Below are 23,382 nucleotides of genomic sequence, written 5' to 3' on the forward strand. Positions count from 1 at the left end.
CCTCAGCCTCGCAACGCCTCCTCGGCCGCCTTGGGGTCCGAGGAGAAGCGGGCATCATCGACGGCAATGTCGGCGAAGCTGGCACGGGCGAAGCGGGCCTTTTCCTCAAAGGGCACGGTTGCATCGATACCAAGCTTGGCGCGGATACCGTTGTTCCCGGCGCGAACATATTCATGTCCGCGCGCACCGGGGATCACGATAAGGTCCTTCGAGGCCTCCATGCGCGTGGCGAGCGCATATTCCACATCCTGCGGATTCCGGATGTCGATGTCCTCATCGACCACGATGACATAGTCGAGGTCCTTCAAGGCGCCAAAGGCCGCCAACACGGCGTTGCGCTGCAGGCCCTCATGCTGCGCCGACTGCTTCCTGACCTGGATCACGGCATGGAAGCGATGCATGCCGCCCGCCGTCATCTCGGCATCGGTCACGATGGGCACAGCCGGCTGCAGGATCTTCAGGAGGCTGGCTTCCAGGACGTATTTGCGCAGCATCACGGTTTCCCGGCCATAGCCGTTGATCGCGTGATAGATCGGCCGGTGGCGGTGGGTGAGAGCCGTGACGTCGAAGACCGGCGCCAGATCGGCCGGCGCCATGGAGCCGATGAATTCCCCGAAAGGCCCTTCCATAGCCGTTTCGTCGGTTCGAACGAGTCCCTCCAGGACGATCTCCGTTTCAGCGGGAACGAGAAGGTCCTGGGTCACCGCTCGCACGACTTCGAGGGGCCGGCCGCACAAACCGCCGGCAACGGCAAGTTCGTCCGCATCGGGCGGCATCTGCGAGCCCATGGTCGCCGCGGTATATTGAAGGGCAAGATCGGTTCCAATGCACACCGCGATCGGCAGCGGCTCGCCCCGGCGCTGGGCGCGCTCGAAGGCGAGGCGCAGGTGCCGTCCGTAATCCAGCTTGATGCCGGTACGGTTCGGTCCCATCAGCTGGAGGCGATGATAGGAGGCGTTATAGATGCCGGTTTCCGGATCCCGCACAATGACGACACCGGCGGTGATGAAACGCCCGGAATCGGCTGCGGTGTGATGGAGCACCGGCAGAACCTTGGCGAGATCTATTCCCTCGGTGACGACCACCTCCTGTGCCGGCGCATGGCCGACGACCGTCGGCGGCAGCGGATTGCCGAGCGCACGTTCCACGAAGGTCCGGATGCCCCGGAAGTCCACGCCGAACGCGGCCTCGCAGTTTTCCCGGGAGGCAAGGATGTTGCCGACAACAGGCATGTCGTAGCCCTGCACCGAGGGGAAGAGCAGGGCCTTGTCGCCATCGAGCTTCTTAAGCAGCGCCGCGACCTCGAGATAGGGATCGGTGCTCCCCTCATAGGTGCGGATGCGGCCTGCCGCCGCCATGCGCGACAGCGCGCTGCGGAAGCGGCTGTCCAGAACATCTGAATTCTTCATTTCGGCCTCATCAACCAACAGAAAGCATGGATAGTTGTCTCAATTCAGGGCCGCGGCACCGTCACGTCTCGCGCCGGCGCGACGCCGCCGTGCCCGTCCACCGCTTCACGACGCCGGTCTCGATGCCGAAAAGGTCGAGGACCCGCCCGAGCGTGTGGTCGACCATCTCCTCCAACGAAGCGGGACGGCTGTAGAAGGCCGGCACCGGCGGATAGACGATGGCGCCCGCTTCCGTGACCGCGGCCATGGACCGGATGTGACCGAGATGAAGCGGGGTTTCCCTCATCATCAGCACCAACCGACGACGCTCCTTGAGCGTCACGTCGGCCGATCGGGAAACGAGGTTGCCGGTGACGCCGGTGGCAATTTCCGACAGTGTCTTGATCGAGCAGGGAGCCACGATCATGCCGAGTGTATGGAAGGAGCCGCTGGAACAGGCGGCGGCAAGGTCCTGGTGTGAATGGACGACATCGGCAAGGGCCTCGACGTCGGCAACCTTCAACTCGGTTTCATGCGCGAGCGTCACCTGGGCGGTGCGCGACATGATGAGATGCGTCTCGACCTCTGCCCGGCGCAACAGCTCCAGGAGCCGTACCCCGTAAATCGCACCGGACGCGCCACTGATCGCGACGATCATCCGAGGCCTGCGATGATCGTCTGCCATCACCCCTCCAAGCGTTGCCATTGATCTTGCACCAAGGTGAAGCGGCGAAGACAATAGCTTTGTTTAAAAGCTATGTTAGCGGCCTTCCTCGCCGCGGGAAAGCCCCCTTCTCGCGAAATCGCCTGGCGGAGCCTGTCAGGATTCGGTGCCGGTCTTGGCCATATAGAAGCTGAGCAGCGCAAGAGCTTCATCGCCGTGCTGGACAAGCCGCTTCATGATGCTGTGGAACGTCTTGAATTCCTCGGCGGTCAGGCTGGCGAAAAGCGCATCATTCACAGGCGCCTGCACCGGAAGCAGAGAAGTAAGACGCAGCGATCCTTCCTCCGACAGCGTAAGCCTCACCCGCCGCTTATCCTCCGGATGCGGACGTTTGTTGATCAGATTCTGCGCCACCAGCTTGTTGACCTCGATGGTGACAAAGGCTCCGCTGAGATGAAGGTGCTCGGCCAGAGCGTTCACGCCGATTCCGTCCGAGCCTTGCAAACGGCGCACAGCCATCAGGATCGTGAACTGCGCTCCCGACAAACCCAGGAGCGAAGCGAAGCCGTCGCGCACGTTCTGAATGCGGGAGGCGAAGGCGAGCGTGTTGTGCAGCATCTCCCGGAAGTCGGCGTCGCTCCCGCCGGGAAGCAAGGCATCACGCGTCGTGCTCTGGAGCGGCATCTTGCCGGAACTGTCTTTCATGAATCCTCCGTCGATCCCAGAACGCCAACAGGAGGTCGTATCTATCGGGATTGCTTTTTAAGAAAGCTAGTTATTAACATGATCCCGTCAGGTCATCCAGACGCGGACGATGCATCCCATGCACTCGTTATCGACATCGGACCTGCGCGGCTCCTCGCCTTGTCCAGAGGATGCCGCGCCTTGCAAGACGCTGGCAGCGGTGCGTTTCCCTGCCGCTGAACAGCACCTGCTGCCTATGGAACGGGCATATCAAAGAAATATGCAGATTCTCGCGAAATCCCGCAGGAGGCGGGTTGACCCCTTGCTGCGCACGTCTATGATCGCAGTGAAATATCACCGTACTTTCACGAGGGTTGGGCGAGGCGATCGGGAGAACGGCCAGAGGCGGCATTTGCCTCCGCTCCCTTAGGACGCCAAGAGAATGATCGCCCACAGAGGTATGTCTTAAGCAAAAGAGGGGAGTCACATGAAGGTTGCAGCAGGCTTTATCCTTGGGGCGAGTCTCGTCCTTTCGCCGGCCTTGGCGCGCGCGGAATGGCCGGAAAAACCCATCACATTGGTCGTGCCCTATGCCGCAGGCGGTTACACCGACGCGGTCGGCCGTATCACCGCGCGGTTTATGGAAACGGCGCTGAAGCAGACCGTGGTTGTCGAAAACCGCGCCGGCGGAGGCGGCATCGTTGGCTCTGACCTCGTGTCGAAGTCGAAGCCGGATGGTTATACGCTTTGCATGTGCAGCGTCGGCGCAATCTCGATCGCGCCCATCGCTCAGAAGACGGAATACGACCCCGTCAAAAGCTTCAGCCCCATCAGCATCGTCAGCACGATCCCGCAGACTGTGATCGTAAACCCCTCTCTTCCGATCAAATCAATGGACGAGCTGGTAACCTATGCGCGCGAGCATCCGGGCGAGCTGAACTTCGGCTCCAGCGGTGCTGGCGGCCTCATGTTCTTCTCGGTCGCGCTGTTCCAGTCGCTGACCAATACAGAGATGGTGCACGTTCCCTTCGGCGGCGGCGCCCCGGCAACGGCCGCGGTCGTTGCGGGCGAGGTCGATCTCAGCTTCACCAACATGACTGACGCGCTTCCGCAGATGGAGGCGAACAACGTCCGGGCGCTGGCGGTCACTTCGGCCGAGCGCAGCCCCTTTGCAGCCGATCTTCCCACCGTCTCCGAGACGGTGGCCAAGGGCTACAATGTCGAATCCTGGAATGCCGTTATGGCACCCGCCGGCACGCCGGACGAGATAGTGCAGAAGGTATCCTCGGTCCTTCAGGAAATGGCCAAGGACAAGGACGTCGTCGCGGCGATGGCCAACATCGGCGCCCAGACCGTCTTCACCAAGCCCGAGGAGTTCTCCCAGCGCATCGCGGGCGAGGTCGCCCAGTGGGACAAGCTCCTGACCGAGATCGGCGTCAAGAAGTGATGGTTCACAGGGGCGGCCCGTCGCGTCGGCGGCCGCCCCTGTGCATTCCATGAGGACACGGTCACCAAGGAAATCATTGAATGAAAACCAGGATCTGCAAAGGAAGCCTCGACTTCTATTCGGGCCTCCTGCTCAGCTGCATTGCCGCGATCGCCGTCTGGTTCATCCTCGACCTCAGGATCGGAACGCCGCGAAGCATGGGCCCCGGGTTCTTTCCGCTTGCCATCGCCATCGTGTTGGGCGCCATGGGCCTCTTCCTCCTCCTGCGCGGCCTTGTCGTGCGGGGCGCGGACGCTGAGGATCTCCACCTGCGCCCGCTTGCCTTTGTTCTTCTTTCGATGGGGGCCTTCGCCGTTCTTATCGACCGCGCCGGGTTGATCGTGGCCGTTCTCGCCCAGATCGCCATCGCGATCTTCGCGTCGCGCGAAACGAAGCTCCGCGAGAGCGTGATCTTCGGCGCTGTCCTCGCAACCTTCTGCGCCCTCGTCTTCGTTCGGCTGCTTGGCGTGCCAGTCAGAGTGCTCCCATGGTAGAAGTGCTTTCTCTCCTCGGTCACGGATTTGCCGTAGCCGCAACGCCTGAAAACCTGCTCTTCTGCCTGTTCGGTGCCCTGATCGGGACGCTGATTGGCGTCCTGCCGGGTCTGGGACCCGTGGCGACCATCTCGCTCCTTCTGCCCGCCACCTTCGCGCTCGAACCCGTCACTGCGATCATCATGCTGTCGGGCATCTTCTACGGCGCCCAATATGGCGGCTCGACCACCGCGATCCTTGTCAACATTCCCGGGGAATCCACCTCCGTCGTCACCGCCATCGACGGCTATAAGCTCGCCCAGGCGGGACGTGCAGGCGATGCCCTGGCGATCGCGGCCATCGGCTCCTTCCTCGCGGGCGTGTTCGGCTCGATCGTGGTGGCCTTCGCCGGCCCAAGCCTTGCGCGGCTAGCGCGTGAATTCCAGTCGCCGGACTATTTCTCGCTCATGGTGCTCGGCCTGATCGCGGCGATCGTCCTGGCCAAGGGGTCGGTCTTCCGCGCCGTCGCCATGATCTTCCTCGGTCTTCTGCTCGGCATGATCGGGATGGACGTCAACACCGGGGCCTCCCGCATGACGTTCGGCCTTATCGAATTGTCTGACGGCATCAGCTTCGTCGCGATCGCGCTCGGTCTTTTCGGCATCGCCGAGGTCATCCAAAATCTCGAAGGCTCGCTGGCACGGATCGTCAATCGCTCCAAGATCGAGCGGATCTGGCCCTCCTGGGATGTTCTGAAGTCGGCCCGTGGCGCCGTCATGCGCGGCACCCTCCTTGGCACGGTGTTCGGCTTCCTGCCCGGCGGCGGCGCCACCGTGGCGAGTTTCTCCGCCTATGCGCTCGAGAAGCGTCTTGCCAAGGACCCATCCCGTTTTGGGCACGGTGCGATCGAAGGTGTCGCCGGTCCGGAGGCGGCCAACAATTCCGCGGCGCAGACATCTTTTGTCCCACTGCTGACCATGGGGCTTCCCACCAGCGCCACCATGGCTTTGATGATCGGCGCTCTGACCATGCACGGGATCGCTCCCGGCCCTATGGTGATCACCCGGCAGCCGGAGCTGTTCTGGGGCCTGATCGCCAGCATGTTCATCGGCAATCTGATGCTGATCGTCATCAATCTGCCGATGGTGGGGCTTTGGGTCCGGCTCTTGGCCGTGCCTTACCGCCTGCTCTTCCTGATCATTCTCGTCATCAGCAGCATCGGCATCTATTCGGTCAGCAACTCGCCGTTCGACATCTATCTCGCTATCGCCTTCGGACTTCTCGGCTACGTTTTGCGCAAGCTCGACTGCGAGCCGGCCCCGCTCCTCATGGGATTCATCCTCGGGCCAATGATGGAGGAGAACTTCCGGCGCAGCATGATCATCTCACGGGGCGATCCGCTCGTCTTCTTCCAGCGCCCCTTCAGCCTGACGCTCATCCTCATCAGCGTGGTGCTCCTCGTGACCGTCGCGCTGCCGGCCATCAAGCGCAAGAGGGAAGAGGTCTTCAGCGAGGAGGAATGACTTGACGAGCAGGCGGAACGGAAGGTGCTCCTCGATATGACAATTCGCTCCGCTGGGCGGCAGCAGCCTGCCCTTCCTCTTCTGGTGAACCGATGACCTCTTCTCTTTCCACCGTCCCATGCTTCATCGATGGGCGCGATGAACAAGGCTCCACCTGGTTCGACAAGATCGACCCGGCGACCGGCCGGGTGAACGGCCGTGTCTGCGAAGCCGGTTCCGAATTGGTCGAGCGTGCGGTGTCGGCGGCGCGGCGCAGTCTGTCGGGACCCTGGGCGCGCACGACCCTCGCCGAGCGCGCGGCGATGCTCCGCCGCATCGCCGATGCGCTTGAAGCGCACATCGACGAAATCGTGGACGCTGAAATCACCGATACGGGCAAGCCGATCACTGCCACCCGCAATGTCGAGATTCCCCGCGCCATCGCCAATTTCAGGGCATTCGCCGATATCGCGCTTGCCGAAGAGAAGGCCGATTTTTACACGCCGCTGGCGGGTGGCGGCCGGGCCCGCAACATCACGGTGCGCGCGCCGATCGGCGTGATTGGCGTGGTGGCCCCCTGGAACCTTCCGCTTCTCCTTCTCACCTGGAAGGTGGCGCCGGCTCTCGTCTGCGGCAACGCCGTGGTGGTGAAACCATCAGAACATTCCCCCCGCACCGCGCTTCTCCTGGCGCGGATCGCCACGCAGGCCGGCTTGCCCGAAGGCGTCCTCAACATCGTTCAGGGCCATGGCGCCAACGCGGCCGGAGCCCACCTCACCGCCCACCCCGGGGTCGATGCCATTACCTTCACCGGAGAAACGCGCACGGGCGAGGCCATCATGAAGGCGGCCTCGCAGGGGGTGAGACCGGTATCACTGGAACTCGGCGGCAAGAACGCGGCCGTCATCTTCGCCGACAGCGACATCGATGCTGCGGCGGCCGGTACCGTCCGTTCCATGTTCGACAATTGCGGCCAGGTCTGCCTCACCACGGAACGCATCCTGGTGCAACGCCCGATCTATGAGCGCTTTCTGGAGAGCATTGTCCGGCATGCCGAAACGGCGATCCGTCCGGGCGACCCACGGGCGCAGTCCACCACGCTCGGTCCCGCCATCAGCGCCGAACAGCGCGCAAAGGTTCTCGGCTTCTATGACCGCGCCCTTGCAGCCGGAGCGAGCGCGGTGATCGGTGGCGGGGCGCTTCAGATGCCCAAACCCTTCAACGACGGCTTCTGGGTGCAGCCGAGCGTCTTCACAGGGCTTCCCGACGATGCGGAGATCTGCCGGAAGGAAGTCTTCGGCCCCTGCGCTCATGTTTCGCCCTTCGATGACGAGGACGAGGCGGTGGCGCGGGTAAACGCCTCTGACTACGGCCTTGCCTCGGCCCTGTGGAGCGGGGATGCAGACCGGGCGGAACGTGTCGCCCGGCGCATTCAGAGCGGAACGGTGTGGATCAACTGCTGGCGGGTGCGCGACGAGCGCGCCGCCTTCGGCGGTTTCAAGAAATCTGGGCTCGGCCGCGAAGGCGGCGAGTGGTCGCTCGATTTCTATTCGGAACTGAAAACCATATGCCGGGCGGAGAACGCATGATGAGCGAAGCGAGCACGACGGGCAGCACCCGCAGCGGCGGCGCCATCCTCGTCGGAGCGCTGAAGGCGCAAGGCGCGGACACGATCTTCGGCGTGCCCGGCGAAAGCGCCCTGCCGATATTCGATGCGCTGGTGGGCGAGGATGTCATCCGCTTCGTGACATGTCGTCACGAAGCGAGCGCCTGCCACATGGCGGAAGCCGACGGAAAACTGACGGGCCGTCCCGGCGTCTGCCTGGTGAGCCGTGGCCCCGGAGCCATGCATGCCGCCATCGGCGTGCACACCGCCATGCAGGATTCCACTCCACTGGTGCTCCTGATCGGTCAGGTGCCACGCGACCAGAGCGGTCGCGAAGGTTTCCAGGAAATGGACTATGTCCGCCACTTCGCGGACACGGCGAAATGGGCCGCCGAGATCGATCGCACCGAAGCCATCCCCGAATACATCTCGCGCGCGTTCCATGTCGCGACGCAGGGACGGCCCGGCCCCGTTGTCCTGTCGATCCCCGAAGATATCCTGGCGACAGCCAGCGAGGTCGCCGATCCTCCACGCTTCCAACACGCGACACCCTATCCCGCACCGGACAACATCGTGAAGCTGCGCGCGCTTCTGCAAGGCGCCGAACGTCCGCTGGTGATCGTAGGCAGCGGTGGCTGGACAGCGGAAGCACGCGGAATACTGCGGGATTTTGTGTCGGCAAACGATCTGCCGCTCGTTGCCGGATTCAGGTCTCAGGACATTCTCGACAACCGCAGCCCCAACTACGCAGGTGACCTCAGCCTCGGCAGTAATCCTGAAGTCGCAAAGCTCGTGCAGAGGGCGGACCTGCTCCTGGTGATCGGTGACCGGCTGAGCGAGGTGACCACGAAACGTTATACGCTGCTGGACAGCCCGCGGCCGCGGCAGGTGCTCATCCACGTCCATCCCGGATCGGAAGAGCTCGGCAAGACCTTCCGGGCCGACCTGCCGATACAGGCGAACAGCTCTGCCTTCATGAAGGCCCTGAGCGGCATGGCACCCATGGCTGCTCCAGCCTGGGCCGGCTGGCGCCAGGAAGCCCGCCGGATCTACGAGACCTACGTCGCTCCTCCCGCATCGGGCCTGCCTCTCGATCTTGCGAGGGTTGTCGCCCATGTGCGCGACGTTCTGCCGGATGATGCAATCGTTACGAATGGGGCGGGCAACTACACCATCTGGCTTCACCGCTTCTTTCAGTACCGCGATCTCGGCACTCAGCTCGCTCCAAAGTCCGGCGCCATGGGCTACGGCCTGCCGGCGGCGATCGCCGCGAAGTTGCGTTTTCCGTCCCGGCAGGTCGTCGCCTTCGCCGGCGACGGCTGTTTCCTCATGGCCTCTCCAGACTTTGCGACCGCCGTCAGGAATGAGCTCGCCATCGTCGTGATCATCGTCAACAACGGCCTCTACGGCTCGATCCGGATGCATCAGGAACGTCACTTTCCCGGACGTCCGAGCGGCACCGACCTGACCAACCCCGATTTTGCGGCGCTGGCGCGCTCCTATGGTGCTTTCGGCGAGATCGTCGAAGATGGCGCGGCGTTTCCCGCCGCCCTGCAGCGCGCCATGGAATCTGGCGGTCCTGCGATCCTGGAGCTGCGGGTGGACCACGATCAGCTCACGCCGGGCATGCGGCTCCGTAAGGCTGGCGTCCGCCCGCATTCCGAGGCGCATTCACGTTGACGTTCTCAATAAATAGCTTTATAACAAAGCTAAATGCCATATCGTTTCTCGGGTGAGGATGTGACGGATCCGATCAAGCAGTTTCGGCAAGCCCTGGGAGAGTTCGCCACCGGTGTCGCGGTGATCACCGCCAGCGGGCCCGAGGGCGATCTCGTCGGCATGACCATGAGCTCCTTCAATTCGGTCTCGCTCGATCCGCCGCTGGTGCTTTTCTCGATCGACCGCAAGGCCTACAGCCTGAAGATCATGGAAGAGGCCAAGGGTTACGCGGTAAATGTGCTCAGCCGCGAGCAGGAGGCGCTGTCCAACCGTTTTGCCCGCGCGCTGTCCGACAAGTGGGAAAACACCTTGCGGACCGTCGGTCATGCCGGGGCTCCGCTCCTTGAAAGCGCCCTCGCGCATTTCGAGTGCGAGCCCTATGCCACCTACGACGGCGGCGATCACGTGATCTTCGTCGGCAGGGTGATCCGTTACTCTACCAATCCGAACAAGCCCGAGCCTCTCGTCTTCTTCCGCGGACGATATCAGGACCTGGCCTCGGGCCATGAGCGCGAGCCGGAATGGCCGCTCCCCATACACTACTGACACCCTTACGCTTCTTCAAACCTGGAACCTGCCATGCTCAAGACCGGACAGACCCATATCGCCAACCTCCGCGACGGGCGCGAGATCTACATCGACGGAAAACGGGTGGAAGACGTCACCACTCATCCGGCTTTCGCCAACATCGCCGCGTCCACGGGGCGCCTCTTCGATTATGCGAGCGCGCCCGAAAACCGCGATCTGATGACCTATGAGACGCTGGAGGGCGGCCGCGCCAACAAGATCTGGCAGTTCCCGACCTCCTATCAGGAACTGGTGGAACGCCGGCGCGGGCTTGAGAGCTGGGGTGCGCTTCACGCCGGCTTCATGGGCCGCGCGCCTGATCATGTCGCCTCCTGCATTGCCGGTATGGCCATGGGCCTCGACGTGTTTCGCGCCTATGACGAGAAGCGCGCGGCAGCGCTGGAAGGCTATTATCGCTACGCCCGCGACAACGATCTCTACCTGACCTACGTCATCATCAATCCGCAGGCCGATCGCTCCAAGGCCGCCAATGAGCAAGCCGACCCCTTCCTGACCACAGGCGTCGTGGATCGCGACGCGGAAGGCATCACCGTGCGCGGCGCCAAGATGCTGGCGACGGGCGGCGTGGTCGCGGACGAGGTCTTCGTCACCTGCATTCAGCCGCTGCGTCCCGGTGACGAGCGTTACGCCCTTTCTTTCGCCATTCCGATGAATACCAAGGGGCTCAAGATCCTGTCGCGCAAGTCCTATGAGGCGCAGGCAAGATCGGTGTTCGACAATCCGCTGGCGAGCCGCTTCGATGAGAACGATGCGGTCCTCTACTTCGACGATGTGAAGGTGCCGTGGGACCGTGTCTTCATCGATGGCGACGTGGAGATGTGCCAGAAGCAGTTCCATGCGACGCCCGCGCATGTCTACCAGAACTATCAGGCGATGATCCGTCTGTCGGTGAAGATGCGCTTTCTCGTCGGTCTCGGCCGTCGCATCGCGGAAACAAACGGCGTCACCGGCTTCCCCCAGGTGAAGGAAATGCTCGGCCAGCTCTCGGCGGAAGCCGGTATGGTCGATGCGCTGGTCGCGGCCATGGAGGCGAAGGGCCAACAGTCCGGACCCTATTTCGTCCCCGACCGCCACACGCTCTACACCGCACAGACCCTGACGCAGCAGCTCTATCCTAAGGTTCTCAACACGCTGCGTGAGCTGGCCGGCGGCGGCATGATCATGCTGCCATCCTCCATCGAGGACTTCGCCAATCCGGAAATCGCCGCCCTGATCGACAAGACGCAGCAATCGCCTGCCGCCGGTTCCCGCGAGAAGGTGAAGTTCTACAAGCTCGCCTGGGATGCGGTGGGCTCGGAATTCGGCTCACGCCATCACCAGTACGAGATGTTCTACGCTGGCGCGACCTTCGTCACGAAAGCGCATGCCTTCCGCACCTACGACTGGGAGGCAGCAGACAGCCTCGTCCAGGACATGCTGGATTCCTACGGCCTCGAGGCCGAGCTTGCCGCGCGCGGCTGAACAACGAAAACGGAGAGACGGACGATGCCGGTCAACAAGGCCCACGACGAATTCTACACACTCGACATGGACTCGGGCTGGGAGGTGCCGCCGGGCTATCCCTCGGGAATCCAGCAGAAAATCCTGTCCGGGGCGCTTGATGAGGTCAACAAGCGCGGGACGCGCACGCGGCTCCTGCGCTTCGAACCGGGCGTGTTCACCACCGCGCCCTTCGTTCATGACTATTGGGAAGAGGTCTACCTCGTCTCCGGCGACCTGACGGTCGGCAACGACGAGAAGGGTGAAGGCGGCACTCCCTTTCCTCCCAACACCTATGCCTGCCGGCCGCCGCAGGCCTTCCATGGCCCCTTCAAGTCGGAGAAGGGCTGCATCCTGCTCGAAATCCATTATTTCGACCCCGTCTGAAGACCTGCGAAGGGCGCCATGGAAAAGCAGACGCTGACCCGACTGTCCGATGATCTCCGCGCCGGACGCACAAGCGCCGCGGCCCTCGTGGAGGCCTGTCTCGACCGGATTGCCGATCCGGCGGGACAGGGAGGCGTCACGTTCCTGAGCGTTGATGGCGAAGGGGCCCGCAAGGCTGCCGCGGCCATGGACGCGCTGCGGGCAGCAGGCGCTGCACCGTCGCCCTTCGCCGGCATCCCGATCTCGGTCAAGGACCTGTTCGATCTGGCGGGCCAGACGACAAAGGCCGGCTCGCGCGCCCTCGCCGACGCACCGCCCGCCCGAGCCGATGCACCTGTGATCGCGCGCCTTCGCGCCGCCGGCTTCGTTGTGGTCGGGCGCACCAACATGACCGAGTTCGCCTTCTCCGGCCTCGGCCTCAACCCGCATTACGGCACGCCTCTCAGCCCGGCGTCCCGGCACGAGGGGCGGATTGCCGGCGGCTCGTCCTCAGGCGCCGCCGTCTCGCTTGCCGAAGCCATGGCACATGGCGCGATCGGCACCGACACCGGAGGCTCCTGCCGGATTCCCGCCGCCTTCTGCGGCCTGGTGGGCTACAAGCCGACCGTGGGCACGGTATCAGGCGACGGCATCATCCCCCTGTCACGAACGCTCGACAGCGCCGGCCCGATCGGGCGCAGTGTGGAGTGCACCCGCATCCTGTTCGACATCATGGCTGGAGACGTGCCGGCAAAGGGTGCTGCCGGCATCCGACAACGCGATGTTGCCAATCTGACGATCGCGGTACCGCAGACGCTCGTCCTTGATGACATGGACGAGCATGTCGGGCGGCTGTTCGAGCGCTCGTTGTCACGCCTCTCCAAGGCGGGAGCGCGCGTCGTCGAAATCAAGCTCGCCGAGTTCGGCGAGATCCCGGAGCTGAATGCAAAGGGCGGCTATCCGGCCTCCGAGGGCTACGCCTGGCACCGTGCCCTCCTGCAGTCCAAGAAAGATCTCTACGACCCGCGCGTGGCGCTCCGGCTGATGCGGGGCGAAAAGCAAAGCGCCGCCGACTATATTGATCTTGAGCAAGCGCGCGCCGACTTCGTTCGCCGGGTTACGGAGCGGATGAGCGCCTACCATGCCCTGGCCTTTCCGACCGTGCCGGTGGTCGCGCCCAGACTGGAGGTGCTGGAGACCGACGATGACGCCTTCACGCGCGTCAATCTCCTCGTCCTGCGCAACTCCACGGCGATCAATATGGCCGATGGCTGCGCCATCTCCATTCCCATGGAAGAAGGCGACGAGACGCCCGCGGGTCTGACCCTGGCGGCCGCCGGAGGCGACGACCGGCGCCTTCTTGCCACGGCGATGGCCGTTGAGGCCGCTCTGGCGTGATCTAGATCTGGCGCGTGATGTTGGCGCGGAAGGCTTCGATGTGATCGACGATGGCCGCCTCGGCGGCGTCGGGATCATGCCGCGCGATCGCATCGGCCACGGCGGCATGCTGCCGGCAGACGCTCACATGGTGCTCACGCGCCTTCAAGGAAATGAACCAGAGCCGCGCCGAACGATCATGGAGGTTGCCGAGGATCTCGGACAACGTCTGGTTCCCCGCCGCCTGTGAGAGATGCGCGTGAAACGCGCGATCAAGCTCCATCATGCCTTCCGTATCGCGGTCGCGAACGGCCTCTTCCATCTTGGCGACGTTCTCCTGCAGCGCGGCGATAAGGCCGCTGCCGGCATGCTCCGCCGCACGGCGCACGCAATAGGCCTCGTTGATCAACCGCACTTCTATGATGTCGAACACCTCATCGAGGCTGATCGGCTTCACGACGATGCCCTTGCGCGGCATGACCTCGACGAGCCCATCGGTCATCAGGCGGTCGATCGCCTGATTCACTGGGGTTCGTCCGATGTCGAGATGGTCGCTCAGCTCGGCCGCGCTCATCACCTCGCCGGGCCTCAGCTCACAGGTGATGATGCGCCGCTTGATGGCCTCGTAGGCTACGTCGCGCAGGGAGGCCCTGGCTCCGCCTCCCGACCCGGGATTGGGAGCGCTCCGTGCTGCGGTCTGCGTATCGGAGCTCATGACGTAACCGGCGGTGCCCTTGTTCCTCATCCCTCGATCGGGAGGATCTTCATGTCATATCCGAAGCGAAGGGAACGCCCAAGCACCGGGTCTTCCAGCTCGCCCTCAAAACGCGTGGCCGGGCGGATTCCACCGATGGCCCCGAGCGTGCCGCCGAACATCACCGTGCCGTCGGACAAAGATCCTTGCGCAGCAAAACCTGCGATGATGTCGACCGGCGCGAGAAGTCCCGCCACCGGACCTTCCTGATACAGCTCCCGGCGCCCGTCAATGGTGGCGAAGCTGCGAAGAATCAGTTGGTCCCAGTGATCGCGCACCTCTTCGAAGGGCCAGACCGTTCCGGCCACCGGCTTGTCGCACATCTGCTTGGAAACGGTCACACCATAGGTCTCCACGTCGCGATCGGTATGGTCCGATCCGACACCGACGAAGAGCCTTCCGCCCGCCGCCAGCAACACCGGCTCGACCTCACCGCTCGACTGCGTGCCGGTGGCTTCCAGCACCGGATCGGTCGTTAGCCGCGCGGCCGAAACACGATAATAGGTCGGTGTCCGCTTCGGCCGGGCCACGCCCAGCGCCTCCAGCTCGGCGATGTGGTGCTCCATCGCCACCTTGTCGCGAGCCGCCCAGCCTGCGATCACGAGATCGCCGATCTCTAAGACCTGGTTCGTCGATCCGTCACGGGCTTCAATTCTCAGTTCGAGCTTTTTCATCAGGATCCCTGCCGTCTTCCCAAGCCTTTTGGAGGAGCGCCGCCAAACGGCTGCCTAGATTGAATGCCTGCACAAAACTTGCGCTTGACAGCCCGAAAGCCTAATGCTGTTGTGAAATTTCACAAGCCTTTTCTTGTGCCTGAAACGACAAAGCTGGGGTTCATACCGCGTCTGAGGAAATTGTCGCGGCGCCCGAACCGCCGGCAGAACAAGGGGTGCACCATGAGGTTACTGAAGCGTTATCTTGCTGCGGCGGCGCTCATTGCCGCCACGCCGGCGATCACTCTTGCTCAGGATGCGAAGCGGCCGGAGACGCTGGGCGTCGGCGTTTTCACCTTCACCTCCGGACCTGCCGCCGCTTACGGCCTGCCGGGACGCAACGGTGCCGAGTTCATCATCGAGATGATCAATGCCGATGGCGGCATCGGAGGCGTCCCCCTGCGCGCGACTTTCGTGGACGAGGCGCAGGGCGCGGAGGGTGTCATTTCGGAATTCCGGCGTCTCGCCGGCGATGCCTCGAACCAGGTCATGATCGCGGCCTTGTCGAGCGCCAACTGCCTAGCTCTCGCGCCCGTGGCCGAGCAGATGCAGGTTCCGACCATCGGCTGGAACTGCGACACGCATCAGCTGCTCCAGGAAGACTACGACTATGTCTTCCGCCCGAACGGCAATACGATTCCCGAGTTCATGGCCTATGCAGCCTATCTTCTCGACAAGAAGCCTGACGTCTCTCGTGTCGCCATCATCAATCCCGATTATGCCTTCGGCCATGACGCGGCGGAGATCTTCAAGGCCGCTCTGAAGGCCTTCAAGCCGGACGTCGAAATCGTCGCCGAACTTTACCCCCGTCTCGGCGCCTCCTCCTTCCAGACCGAGATATCCCGCCTGTCGGCCGCCCGCCCGGACGTGATCTTCTCCAATCTCTGGGGTGGCGATCTGGAGAATTTCGTCCGCCAAGCCCAGCCGCGCGGCCTGTTCACCACCAGCCAGGTGGTTCTGGCCCTCGGCGAGACGGTCCTTCAGCGTGTCGCTCTTCCCGAGGGTGTCATCGTCGGCGTCCTCGGCGACGGTTGGTGGATGTCGCCGACGTCAATGGCAAATGAAAAGACGCAGACCTTCGCGGAAGCCTACCGGAAGAAGTATGGGGAATACCCCGTCTTCCCCACCATGAAGATGGCGAACACCTTCCTCATCACGAAGGCGGCTTACGAGAAGGCGATGAAAGCCAATGGCGACGCCTGGCCGACCCGCGCCCAGGTCGCCGAAGCGCTGAAGGGCCTTCAGACGACGACCCTCACCGGTGAGGTGACGATCCGCGAAGACAATGACGGCATCGTCGATCAGATCGTCGGCACGACAGTGAAATCCGCCAAGCACGACTTCCCTGTCATCGGCGACATGGTTCGTTACGAGGGGAAAAGCCTGATGCCGCCGGTTGGCCAGGATCCCTTCAAGTGGATCAGCGGGCTCGACAAGAGTTTCCTGGAGACGCTGCCCAAGCCCGGCTCCTACAAGTAAGCCTCGCGCGGGCCGCGCGCTTGCAGCGTCTGGCCCGCGTCTGACCCATTTTTCGGAGGAGCCGCCCGCCCATGCTGCAGTCCCTCGTTCCTCTCCTCGTCGACGGCTTGGCGAACGCGGCCCTGATCTTCTTCGTGGCCGTGGGTCTCACTCTCGTTTTCAGCGTCCTTCGCATATTGAACGTCGCCCACGGCAGCTTCTATTCGATCGGCGCCTATGCGGCCGCTTCGATCGGGCTTTGGATCGTGTCGTCGGGCTTCAGCCCCTACCTGACCTTTCCCGCCCTTCTCCTCAGCGCCGCGCTGGTTGCCGCTCTCTTCGGGCCGCTGGTGGAACGCACGCTGGTGCGCTGGACCTATGGCAAGAGCGAAGCCGTCCAGATTCTCGTCACCTTCGGCCTCTTCCTGATCCTGGAAGACCTGCAGCGCATGGTCTTCGGTGTCCAGTCGCTCTATGAAGACACGCCCATGGCCCTTCTCGGCATTACCGAGATCGGCGGCATCGTCTATCTCAACTATCAGCTTCTCCTGATCGGCCTGGCCGCCGTTGTCATCATCGGCCTTCGGCTCCTGATCCGCCACACGCGGCACGGCAAGTTCCTGGCAGCCGTGGTGGCCGATCGCGAGGTCTCGCAGACGCTGGGGATCGACACCAATCGCGTCTTCATAATGGCCTTCGCGCTCGGCGTCTTTCTCGCCGCCCTCGGCGGCGCGCTGGCCACGCCCACCTCCGGCGTCGCCCCGGGCCTTGGCGCCGAGACGGTGGTCCTCGCCTTCGCGGTCGCGGCCATCGGCGGACTCGGCCAGATCGAGGGCGCGGCGATCGCCGCTGTCATCGTCGGGCTCGCCCGTGTCCTCGCGATCTACTATGCCCCCGCCCTCGACGCCGTCGCCCCCTATCTCGTCATGCTCGTCGTGCTTCTGATCCGACCCTATGGGCTGTTCGGCAGCGTGACGACGCGCAGGATCTGAACCCGCATGCCGCTTCTGCTCCTCCTCGCCGGTCTCGCTGTCATGGCGGTGCTGCCGCTCGCCGTTCCCTGGCTTCAGTTCACGCTGACCATCGCGCTCGCCAAGGGACTGGCCGCGCTGGGCGTCGCGGTTCTCCTGCGCGCCGGGCTCATCTCCATCGGGCACGCCATGTTCTTCGCCATCGGCGCCTATGCCACCGCGTTCCTGATGCGTGATCTCGCCGTCACCGACTTCGCCACCCTGATCGTGGCCTCCACGCTCATCTCGGCGCTCTCTGGCCTTCTGTTCGGCGCCTTCCTTGTGCGCTACCGGGCCATCTTCTTCGCCATGCTCAATCTCGCCGTTTCCATGGTGCTCTTCTCGCTGCTGGCCAAGCTCTACGGCGTGACCGGCGGCACGGACGGCATCCGCGTTGCGACGCCGAGCGTTTTCGGCATGGCGCTGGCGCGACCGGTCTTCGCCGACGTCCTCTACTATGGTGGTCTCCTCTTGGCCGGTCTCGTCGGTTTCGCAGTTCACCGTTACCTGAAGAGCCCCCTCGGTGCAGCGCTCTCGGCGATCCACACCAACGAGGTGCGGCTTGAATATCTCGGCGTCTCGGCCTGGAGCGTTCTGCTGGTGGCCTATACGCTGTCAGCAACCCTGGCGGGCCTCGGCGGCGCCATCGCCGCCATGGCCATCGGCCATGTGGTGCCGGAGTTCGCCTTCTGGACCGAGTCGGGCCACATTGTGCTGGTCGCCGTTCTCGGCGGCATCGGCGGCGTTGTCGGTCCCTTCGCGGGATCTATCTTCCTGGAAGTGGTGCAGACCCTTGCCGTCGGCTTCGCGGCCGATGCCTGGAACCTGATCATCGGCCTCGCGCTCATCGGCGTCATCTTCTTCCTTCCCCGCGGCCTTTACGGTCTGATGGAGACGCGCAGGAGGACCTCGCCGTGACGACACCGCTTCTGAAGGCGGAGAACCTCCAGGTGGCCTTCGCGGGAGTGAAAGCCGCCGACGGCGTGAACCTGGAGATCGCCGAAGGCGAATTCCTGGCGATCATCGGTCCCAACGGCTCGGGCAAGACCACCTTCCTTAATCTGTGCACGGGCTATATCCGCCCCCTCGCGGGAGAGGTCTTTTTGGACGGACGGCCGATCACCCGCCTTGCGCCGCGCACCATCGCGCGCCAGGGCATAGCGCGTGCCTTTCAGATCCCCCAGCTCTTCACCGATCAACGGCTGATCGACAACCTGATGCTTGCCGTCGCGGCGCGGCGCGGCATCTGGGACGCTTTCCGTCCGCTCGACCGCAGGACCCATCGCGACGAGGCGATGCAGCTCTTGTCCATGGTGGGGCTTGAGGATGTCGCGGAGCAGTCCGCGGCAACGCTTCCCGAAGGTCTGCGCAAGCTTGCGGACATCGCCATCGCCTTTGCGCTGAAACCGCGGCTTCTGCTGCTCGATGAGCCGACCAGCGGCGTCAGCGCCATTGAGCGCTTTGGCCTGATGGAGACGCTCATGACGGCTCTTCGGCAGGCCAGGGTGACGGCGCTTTTCGTGGAGCACGACATGGAGGTGGTCGAGCGCTACGCCGATCGGGTGGTGGTCTGGGATCAAGGCCGGGTCATGGCCGACGGCAAGCCCGACATCGTGTTGAAGGATCCCCGCGTCCTGCAGAATGTGGTGGGAGTGGCCTGATGCTCAAGATGCAATCCGTTCGGGTGGACATCGAAGGCGTTCAGGTTCTGCGCGACCTCTCGCTCGCGCTGGAGCCGGGCAAGGCCACGGTTCTTATCGGCCGCAACGGCGCCGGCAAAACAACGACGCTGCGCACGGTGATGGGCCTCCTGCCGCTGCAAGGTGGCAAAATCCGGCTCGGCGACACCGACCTTGCCGCGATTCCGAGCCATCACCGCGCCGCTCACGGCATCGGCTATGCGCCGGAGGATCGTCGTCTGATCCCGAGCTTCTCCGTGGAGGAGAACATCCTTCTGCCGGCGCTCGCCCTGAAGTTGCCGGCCGACGAGCGCCGTCAACGGCTGGAGGACGTCTACACGCTCCTGCCTGAACTCCAGGCTCTCAAGAGCCGCCCGGGAGGGGGCGTCTCCGGCGGACAGGGAAAGATGGTGGCGCTCGGCCGGGCGCTGATGGTGGCGCGCAGCCTGCTGCTACTGGACGAACCATTCCAGGGACTGGCACCCGCGCTGGCGCTCGATTACACGCGCACACTCGGACGGTTGCGCGAGCAGAAGCAGGATCTGACGCTGCTCATCACCGAATCCAGCCCCCACCTTCTCGACGCGGTCGCGGACAGGACGCTGCGGATCGAGCGCGGCAGCATAACGTCAGCTGAAGGAGGATGAGCACCTCATCGTTGCCCAGAGGCGGCCAGAACCCGTGCAGGTGACACCCATACGTCGCCCCTCCATCATCCTTCCGCCTCGACCGCCTCTTCCTTGCGCCGGCGAACACTCGGAACGATCAGAGAAATGACAATCAGGACCGCGAGCGTCAGGAAGATCGCACTGATGGGGCGTGTCACGAAAACCGATGGATCTCCGAACGACAAAAGAAGCGTTCGCCGGAAGTTGACCTCCATCAACGGACCTAGAATGAAGCCGAGAATGAATGGAGCTGGTTCACATCGCAGCTTTAGGAAAACATAGCCGATCAGGCCGAACATCACCGCGAAGCCGATGTCGAGCGTGCTGTTCGCCAGCGTGTAGATGCCAATGCACGAGAACATGAGGATCGCTGGATAAAGCCAACGATATGGCACCTTGAGGAGCGTCACCCAGAGGCCGACCAACGGCAGGTTGAGCGCCACCAACAAGACATTGCCGATCCACATGCTGCAGATCAGCCCCCAGAACAACGCCGGATGCTGAACCATGACCTGGGGCCCCGGATTGATGCCCTGGATCACCAGAGCTCCCAGGATCAGAGCCATCACGGCGCTACCCGGGATACCCAGTGTGAGCGTCGGAATGAAGGCTGTCTGAGCGGCGGCGTTATTGGCCGCTTCCGGCGCAGCGACCCCCTCGATCGCGCCCTTGCCCATGCGTGATGGATCGCGCACCACGCGTTTTTCCACCATATAAGCCGCGAACGACGAGACGGTCTGGCCCGCACCGGGAAGAATGCCGAAGACGGAGCCAACGCCGGTGCCACGCAGAATGGATTTCCAAGATGCCTTGAGATCGGCTTTGGTCGGCATCAGACCGTGGACCTTGCTTGTGAAGACCTCACGGTTGAGCGTCTGGCCAAGATTGCTGATGATCTCGGGGAAAGCGAAAAGCCCCATGGCGACGATGACGAAGTCGATACCTTCCGCCAAATCCGGAACACCAAAGGTGAAACGCATGATGCCGGAATTGACATCCGTGCCGGCAAGCCCGAACGCAATACCCACGAGCGCCATTCCAAAGCCCTTCAGCAAGGAACCGTGAACCAGCGCTGCTGCTGCCACGATGGACATCAGCATCAACGAGAAATACTCGGCGCTGCCGAGCTGGAGAGCCAGATTGGCAAGCCATGGGCCGAGCACCGCGATCAGAAGCGTGCCGATTGTGCCGGCAACCAGTGAGCCTATGGCCGCGATCGCGAGGGCGGGTCCTGCGCGCCCCTGCCGTGCCATCTGGTATCCATCGATGCAGGTGACAGCTGCCGAGGATTCCCCGGGAAGATTGAGCAGGATCGCCGTCGTCGATCCTCCATATGCCGCCCCGTAATAGATGCCCGACAGCATGATGATGGCGGCATCCGGCGGAAGGCCATAGGTCAAGGGCAGCAGCACGGCGATGGTGACGAGCGGGCCGACGCCAGGCAGGATGCCGATGAAGGTGCCGAGCGTTACACCGGCAAGGCAGGCGAGAAGGTTGTTGAGCGAGAGCGCCGTTCCGAAGCCAAGGGCGAGATTGCTGAAGAGATCCATCAGAACGGCCCCATGGGAAGTGGGATGCGCAGACCGTAGACAAAAACGCCGAGCGCGATGGCGATCAGCACCACCGTCAGAATGGCAAGGTCGAGCGGGCGCCACTTTGGCTCGCACAGGCGGGCGATGAAGGTCATCACAACCAGTGCAAGCACCACACCCGCGGACTCGATCAAGAGACCGAAAGCGGCGATGGCCGCGAGGATGAGAGCCAGCGGCTTGATCTCCCAGTGGATCCCCTCGTCTTCCTCACTGGGCTTCATGGCCTCCCGGGCAACGAGGACGCAGCCAATCAGCGCGATTGCCACGCCAAGGCCGAAGGGAAAGTACCCTGGACCCATCTGAGCCGCCGTGCCGAGCGGATACTGGCGCGCGATCAAAGCCAGTCCGACGCCGAAAAAGGCGAAGAACAGGCCCGACAAGAGGTCTCTGGTCAGTCTCATAGGCAAGATCCTCCCGCTGGCGGGCGGCGTTGTCCTCCACCGCTCCGCCAGCATTCAATGTCAGGCGATTTCGATATCCATCAAGGGAGCGTATTGCTGCCCGCCATGGCTGTCGCTGTCCTCAAGATCACCCTGTGAACAGGGACGGGGCATCGAGATCTTCACCGCCCGGGCGTGTTCGCAGAAGTAGATGTCGACGTCAGCGGGTGGCTGATGGAACAGGTCGGCCATGTGCTCGCGGGTGAAGGCCCCGGAATCCCGTGCCCGCTCATACTGCGCGACCTCGTCGAACATGATGTCGAAGGTAAGCTGAAACGGACCGGCATTCTTGCTGCGGATGAGGCGAGCGAGTTCAGCAAGGGTGGTCATGCGACGCTCCTGCGCTGGCGGGTGCCATCGATCTCAACGATGTCCATGGGGAACATCTCGTAGGGATCGGTAGGCTGGACCACATGGTTGACGTTGAAGCGGTAGACGGCACCACGTTCCAAATAGCTGTAAGGGCAGGCAATGGAGGTGATCAGCCCGCTCCACTCCGGAATCGGCAGATGCAGCGCCTGATGCCTGATAATGCTGCCGATCGTATTGGCGAGATCCTGGCTGGGAGCCGTCGCCTCAAACAGAAGGCAGATTTCGTGCGATGCGATCTGATCTACCGGCTCCAGACTGCCCATGGTTCCGTTCTTGCCATAGACGCGCACATTGAGAGTGTAGTCTGCGGCCACGCCCTTGGCGCTCAGCACCTGCTGCACACGAGCGTCGATCTTGACGCGCAGGCGCGCCAGCCAATCGTCGATCTGACGGATGATGTATGGATCGCGGACCGAGCCGATCAGGACACTCTGATAACCTACGAGTTCGGCACCCTCGAGCTTCACGGTATATGTCTCGGCGTGTTCAAAAGCGCTGTCCGTCACCTTCACGGCGACATCGCTCACCTGCTCGTAACGGGCATGGGTCAAGTCGAGGGTCCCTGAGCACTCCACCAGGCGGAACGGATCGGCGTTCTCATAGAGCGCGTGCGAGGCGATGCTTTGCGGGGTGCAACGAAGTTCCGGATCCATGGCCTCGACGACAAAGTGGTCCTTGCGCATCCAGGCGAACATGCAGTCGGGCGTCTTGCGCTGAGTGACAGCGGCGGCGCCGCACTCGAGGATTTTTGCGGCATGCCAGGCCACCGCTGGCGGAATACCCGCCCGCATCGCGAAGGAGGCAAAGATCGCCGTGTCACTGGCGCGCCCGGCCAACACCACGTCGGCACCGGCATCAAGAGCCTTCTGGAACGGTTCCGCGCCCATCATACCAACGATATGCGCGCTGCGATCGATCACCGCCTCATCGAAATGCGGCGCCGGCTTCAGGGGCACAATCCTACCGTCGCGGAACTTGGCCTTGAGGAACTCCTTGTCTTGCTCTGAGTGGATCAACGCGAGGCGAAAACTGAGACCCTCCTCTTCGGCAATCTCCTGAAGGATCTCATAGACCCCATCCAGATTTGCCTTGCCGCCAGCCGTGCCAGCGGTGCCGATCAGGAGGGGGATGTTGTTGCGGCGCGCACCAAGCAGCATGAGCCGCAGATCGCGCTTGATGGCCGCCCGGGTGAAGACGGTCTTCCCGGTGCCAAGATAGTTGGGACCGGGGTCCGTCGACCCGCCGTCGCAGCCAATGAAATGAGGCTTGAGGCTGAGCGCACGCTCGAAGGAAGCTTCACTGAAACCGGCACCACAGACGCTTGATGGCGAGACAACTCTCACCTCATCTTCAGGATGGGACAT

At 63.2% G+C, this 23,382-nt stretch carries 23 protein-coding genes; 14 read left to right on the plus strand and 9 right to left on the minus strand.

Going from position 1 to position 23,382, the window contains the following annotated elements; genetic code table 11:
• Positions 1–2 precede the first annotated feature (2 nt).
• The 3 genes from IEV58_RS00920 to IEV58_RS00930 all read right to left on the minus strand — a co-directional run bounded on the left by IEV58_RS00920 (position 3) and on the right by IEV58_RS00930 (position 2,757).
• Positions 3–1,409, minus strand: a complete 1,407-nt coding sequence (locus IEV58_RS00920; protein WP_188407796.1) for a UbiD family decarboxylase — start codon at positions 1,407–1,409, stop codon at positions 3–5.
• Between the two features lie 61 nt (positions 1,410–1,470).
• On the minus strand, positions 1,471–2,073 hold the full coding sequence (locus IEV58_RS00925; RefSeq protein ID WP_229729100.1) for a UbiX family flavin prenyltransferase: 603 nt from the start codon (positions 2,071–2,073) through the stop codon (positions 1,471–1,473).
• Positions 2,074–2,208: 135 nt separating this feature from the next.
• A complete protein-coding gene (locus IEV58_RS00930) occupies positions 2,209–2,757 on the minus strand; it encodes a MarR family winged helix-turn-helix transcriptional regulator (RefSeq protein ID WP_188407798.1) in 549 nt (182 codons plus the stop codon).
• A gap of 466 nt (positions 2,758–3,223) precedes the next feature.
• On the opposite strand from IEV58_RS00930, the gene IEV58_RS00935 reads away from it, so the two are divergent.
• The 9 genes from IEV58_RS00935 to IEV58_RS00975 all read left to right on the plus strand — a co-directional run bounded on the left by IEV58_RS00935 (position 3,224) and on the right by IEV58_RS00975 (position 13,353).
• Positions 3,224–4,183: a Bug family tripartite tricarboxylate transporter substrate binding protein gene (locus IEV58_RS00935; protein WP_188407799.1), complete on the plus strand. Its 960-nt coding sequence runs from the start codon at positions 3,224–3,226 to the stop codon at positions 4,181–4,183.
• Positions 4,184–4,263: 80 nt separating this feature from the next.
• Complete coding sequence (locus IEV58_RS00940; RefSeq protein WP_188407800.1) at positions 4,264–4,716, plus strand: tripartite tricarboxylate transporter TctB family protein; 453 nt, start codon at positions 4,264–4,266, stop codon at positions 4,714–4,716.
• Complete coding sequence (locus IEV58_RS00945; protein ID WP_188407801.1) at positions 4,710–6,218, plus strand: tripartite tricarboxylate transporter permease; 1,509 nt, start codon at positions 4,710–4,712, stop codon at positions 6,216–6,218. Before IEV58_RS00940 ends, IEV58_RS00945 begins: the two co-directional genes overlap by 7 nt.
• Positions 6,219–6,310: 92 nt before the next feature.
• Complete coding sequence (locus IEV58_RS00950; protein ID WP_188407802.1) at positions 6,311–7,786, plus strand: aldehyde dehydrogenase family protein; 1,476 nt, start codon at positions 6,311–6,313, stop codon at positions 7,784–7,786.
• Positions 7,783–9,483 (plus strand): thiamine pyrophosphate-binding protein, encoded by a 1,701-nt coding sequence (locus tag IEV58_RS00955; RefSeq protein ID WP_188407803.1) that lies wholly within the window; start codon positions 7,783–7,785, stop codon positions 9,481–9,483. The genes IEV58_RS00950 and IEV58_RS00955 overlap by 4 nt, the downstream gene beginning before the upstream one ends.
• A 33-nt stretch (positions 9,484–9,516) precedes the next feature.
• Positions 9,517–10,068, plus strand: coding sequence for a flavin reductase family protein (locus IEV58_RS00960; protein WP_188407804.1), 552 nt, complete (start codon positions 9,517–9,519; stop codon positions 10,066–10,068).
• Positions 10,069–10,101: 33 nt separating this feature from the next.
• Positions 10,102–11,571, plus strand: coding sequence for a 4-hydroxyphenylacetate 3-hydroxylase family protein (locus IEV58_RS00965; protein WP_188407805.1), 1,470 nt, complete (start codon positions 10,102–10,104; stop codon positions 11,569–11,571).
• A gap of 24 nt (positions 11,572–11,595) precedes the next feature.
• A complete protein-coding gene (locus IEV58_RS00970; RefSeq protein WP_188407806.1) occupies positions 11,596–11,976 on the plus strand; it encodes a cupin domain-containing protein in 381 nt (126 codons plus the stop codon).
• A gap of 18 nt (positions 11,977–11,994) precedes the next feature.
• Positions 11,995–13,353, plus strand: a complete 1,359-nt coding sequence (locus IEV58_RS00975; protein ID WP_188407807.1) for an amidase — start codon at positions 11,995–11,997, stop codon at positions 13,351–13,353.
• 1 nt (position 13,354) lies between these two features.
• On the opposite strand, the gene IEV58_RS00980 is transcribed toward IEV58_RS00975, so the two are convergent.
• On the minus strand, positions 13,355–14,077 hold the full coding sequence (locus tag IEV58_RS00980) for a GntR family transcriptional regulator (RefSeq protein ID WP_229729101.1): 723 nt from the start codon (positions 14,075–14,077) through the stop codon (positions 13,355–13,357).
• On the minus strand, positions 14,074–14,760 hold the full coding sequence (locus tag IEV58_RS00985) for a DUF2848 domain-containing protein (RefSeq protein ID WP_188407809.1): 687 nt from the start codon (positions 14,758–14,760) through the stop codon (positions 14,074–14,076). Before IEV58_RS00985 ends, IEV58_RS00980 begins: the two co-directional genes overlap by 4 nt.
• A 222-nt stretch (positions 14,761–14,982) precedes the next feature.
• On the opposite strand from IEV58_RS00985, the gene IEV58_RS00990 reads away from it, so the two are divergent.
• The 5 genes from IEV58_RS00990 to IEV58_RS01010 all read left to right on the plus strand — a co-directional run bounded on the left by IEV58_RS00990 (position 14,983) and on the right by IEV58_RS01010 (position 19,593).
• Positions 14,983–16,278, plus strand: coding sequence for an ABC transporter substrate-binding protein (locus IEV58_RS00990; RefSeq protein WP_188407810.1), 1,296 nt, complete (start codon positions 14,983–14,985; stop codon positions 16,276–16,278).
• Positions 16,279–16,349: 71 nt separating this feature from the next.
• Positions 16,350–17,249 carry a branched-chain amino acid ABC transporter permease gene (locus tag IEV58_RS00995; protein ID WP_188407811.1) on the plus strand — a complete coding sequence of 300 codons (900 nt, stop codon included), beginning with the start codon at positions 16,350–16,352 and terminating at the stop codon, positions 17,247–17,249.
• A gap of 6 nt (positions 17,250–17,255) precedes the next feature.
• A complete protein-coding gene (locus IEV58_RS01000; protein ID WP_188407812.1) occupies positions 17,256–18,185 on the plus strand; it encodes a branched-chain amino acid ABC transporter permease in 930 nt (309 codons plus the stop codon).
• Positions 18,182–18,928: an ABC transporter ATP-binding protein gene (locus IEV58_RS01005; RefSeq protein ID WP_188407813.1), complete on the plus strand. Its 747-nt coding sequence runs from the start codon at positions 18,182–18,184 to the stop codon at positions 18,926–18,928. Before IEV58_RS01000 ends, IEV58_RS01005 begins: the two co-directional genes overlap by 4 nt.
• The gene (locus IEV58_RS01010; protein ID WP_188407814.1) at positions 18,928–19,593 is read left to right on the plus strand and encodes an ATP-binding cassette domain-containing protein; all 666 of its coding nucleotides are present in this window, start codon (positions 18,928–18,930) and stop codon (positions 19,591–19,593) included. The genes IEV58_RS01005 and IEV58_RS01010 overlap by 1 nt, the downstream gene beginning before the upstream one ends.
• Before the next feature lie 65 nt (positions 19,594–19,658).
• On the opposite strand, the gene IEV58_RS01015 is transcribed toward IEV58_RS01010, so the two are convergent.
• Genes IEV58_RS01015 through IEV58_RS01030 form a run of 4 tightly spaced genes read right to left on the minus strand, consistent with a single transcriptional unit; the run spans position 19,659 to position 23,382 of the window.
• Positions 19,659–21,164 (minus strand): tripartite tricarboxylate transporter permease, encoded by a 1,506-nt coding sequence (locus IEV58_RS01015; protein ID WP_188407815.1) that lies wholly within the window; start codon positions 21,162–21,164, stop codon positions 19,659–19,661.
• On the minus strand, positions 21,164–21,607 hold the full coding sequence (locus IEV58_RS01020; protein WP_188407816.1) for a tripartite tricarboxylate transporter TctB family protein: 444 nt from the start codon (positions 21,605–21,607) through the stop codon (positions 21,164–21,166). The genes IEV58_RS01015 and IEV58_RS01020 overlap by 1 nt, the downstream gene beginning before the upstream one ends.
• A gap of 60 nt (positions 21,608–21,667) precedes the next feature.
• The gene (locus tag IEV58_RS01025; protein WP_188407817.1) at positions 21,668–21,976 is read right to left on the minus strand and encodes a DUF4387 domain-containing protein; all 309 of its coding nucleotides are present in this window, start codon (positions 21,974–21,976) and stop codon (positions 21,668–21,670) included.
• On the minus strand, positions 21,973–23,382 hold the full coding sequence (locus IEV58_RS01030; RefSeq protein WP_188407818.1) for an acyclic terpene utilization AtuA family protein: 1,410 nt from the start codon (positions 23,380–23,382) through the stop codon (positions 21,973–21,975). The genes IEV58_RS01025 and IEV58_RS01030 overlap by 4 nt, the downstream gene beginning before the upstream one ends.

Source organism: Agaricicola taiwanensis, assembly GCF_014635245.1.
Classification (GTDB): Bacteria; Pseudomonadota; Alphaproteobacteria; order Rhizobiales; family Methylopilaceae; genus Agaricicola; species Agaricicola taiwanensis.

Excerpts from the sequence above, each read along its gene's own strand:
- IEV58_RS00920 (WP_188407796.1), bottom strand. The coding sequence starts at position 1,409 with ATGAAGAATTCAGATGTTCTGGACAGCCGCTTCCGCAGCGCGCTGTCG.
- IEV58_RS00925 (WP_229729100.1), bottom strand. The coding sequence starts at position 2,073 with ATGGCAGACGATCATCGCAGGCCTCGGATGATCGTCGCGATCAGTGGC.
- IEV58_RS00930 (WP_188407798.1), bottom strand. The coding sequence starts at position 2,757 with ATGAAAGACAGTTCCGGCAAGATGCCGCTCCAGAGCACGACGCGTGAT.
- IEV58_RS00935 (WP_188407799.1), top strand. The coding sequence starts at position 3,224 with ATGAAGGTTGCAGCAGGCTTTATCCTTGGGGCGAGTCTCGTCCTTTCG.
- IEV58_RS00940 (WP_188407800.1), top strand. The coding sequence starts at position 4,264 with ATGAAAACCAGGATCTGCAAAGGAAGCCTCGACTTCTATTCGGGCCTC.
- IEV58_RS00945 (WP_188407801.1), top strand. The coding sequence starts at position 4,710 with ATGGTAGAAGTGCTTTCTCTCCTCGGTCACGGATTTGCCGTAGCCGCA.
- IEV58_RS00950 (WP_188407802.1), top strand. The coding sequence starts at position 6,311 with ATGACCTCTTCTCTTTCCACCGTCCCATGCTTCATCGATGGGCGCGAT.
- IEV58_RS00955 (WP_188407803.1), top strand. The coding sequence starts at position 7,783 with ATGATGAGCGAAGCGAGCACGACGGGCAGCACCCGCAGCGGCGGCGCC.
- IEV58_RS00960 (WP_188407804.1), top strand. The coding sequence starts at position 9,517 with ATGCCATATCGTTTCTCGGGTGAGGATGTGACGGATCCGATCAAGCAG.
- IEV58_RS00965 (WP_188407805.1), top strand. The coding sequence starts at position 10,102 with ATGCTCAAGACCGGACAGACCCATATCGCCAACCTCCGCGACGGGCGC.
- IEV58_RS00970 (WP_188407806.1), top strand. The coding sequence starts at position 11,596 with ATGCCGGTCAACAAGGCCCACGACGAATTCTACACACTCGACATGGAC.
- IEV58_RS00975 (WP_188407807.1), top strand. The coding sequence starts at position 11,995 with ATGGAAAAGCAGACGCTGACCCGACTGTCCGATGATCTCCGCGCCGGA.
- IEV58_RS00980 (WP_229729101.1), bottom strand. The coding sequence starts at position 14,077 with ATGAGGAACAAGGGCACCGCCGGTTACGTCATGAGCTCCGATACGCAG.
- IEV58_RS00985 (WP_188407809.1), bottom strand. The coding sequence starts at position 14,760 with ATGAAAAAGCTCGAACTGAGAATTGAAGCCCGTGACGGATCGACGAAC.
- IEV58_RS00990 (WP_188407810.1), top strand. The coding sequence starts at position 14,983 with ATGAGGTTACTGAAGCGTTATCTTGCTGCGGCGGCGCTCATTGCCGCC.
- IEV58_RS00995 (WP_188407811.1), top strand. The coding sequence starts at position 16,350 with ATGCTGCAGTCCCTCGTTCCTCTCCTCGTCGACGGCTTGGCGAACGCG.
- IEV58_RS01000 (WP_188407812.1), top strand. The coding sequence starts at position 17,256 with ATGCCGCTTCTGCTCCTCCTCGCCGGTCTCGCTGTCATGGCGGTGCTG.
- IEV58_RS01010 (WP_188407814.1), top strand. The coding sequence starts at position 18,928 with ATGCTCAAGATGCAATCCGTTCGGGTGGACATCGAAGGCGTTCAGGTT.
- IEV58_RS01015 (WP_188407815.1), bottom strand. The coding sequence starts at position 21,164 with ATGGATCTCTTCAGCAATCTCGCCCTTGGCTTCGGAACGGCGCTCTCG.
- IEV58_RS01020 (WP_188407816.1), bottom strand. The coding sequence starts at position 21,607 with ATGAGACTGACCAGAGACCTCTTGTCGGGCCTGTTCTTCGCCTTTTTC.
- IEV58_RS01025 (WP_188407817.1), bottom strand. The coding sequence starts at position 21,976 with ATGACCACCCTTGCTGAACTCGCTCGCCTCATCCGCAGCAAGAATGCC.
- IEV58_RS01030 (WP_188407818.1), bottom strand. The coding sequence starts at position 23,382 with ATGTCCCATCCTGAAGATGAGGTGAGAGTTGTCTCGCCATCAAGCGTC.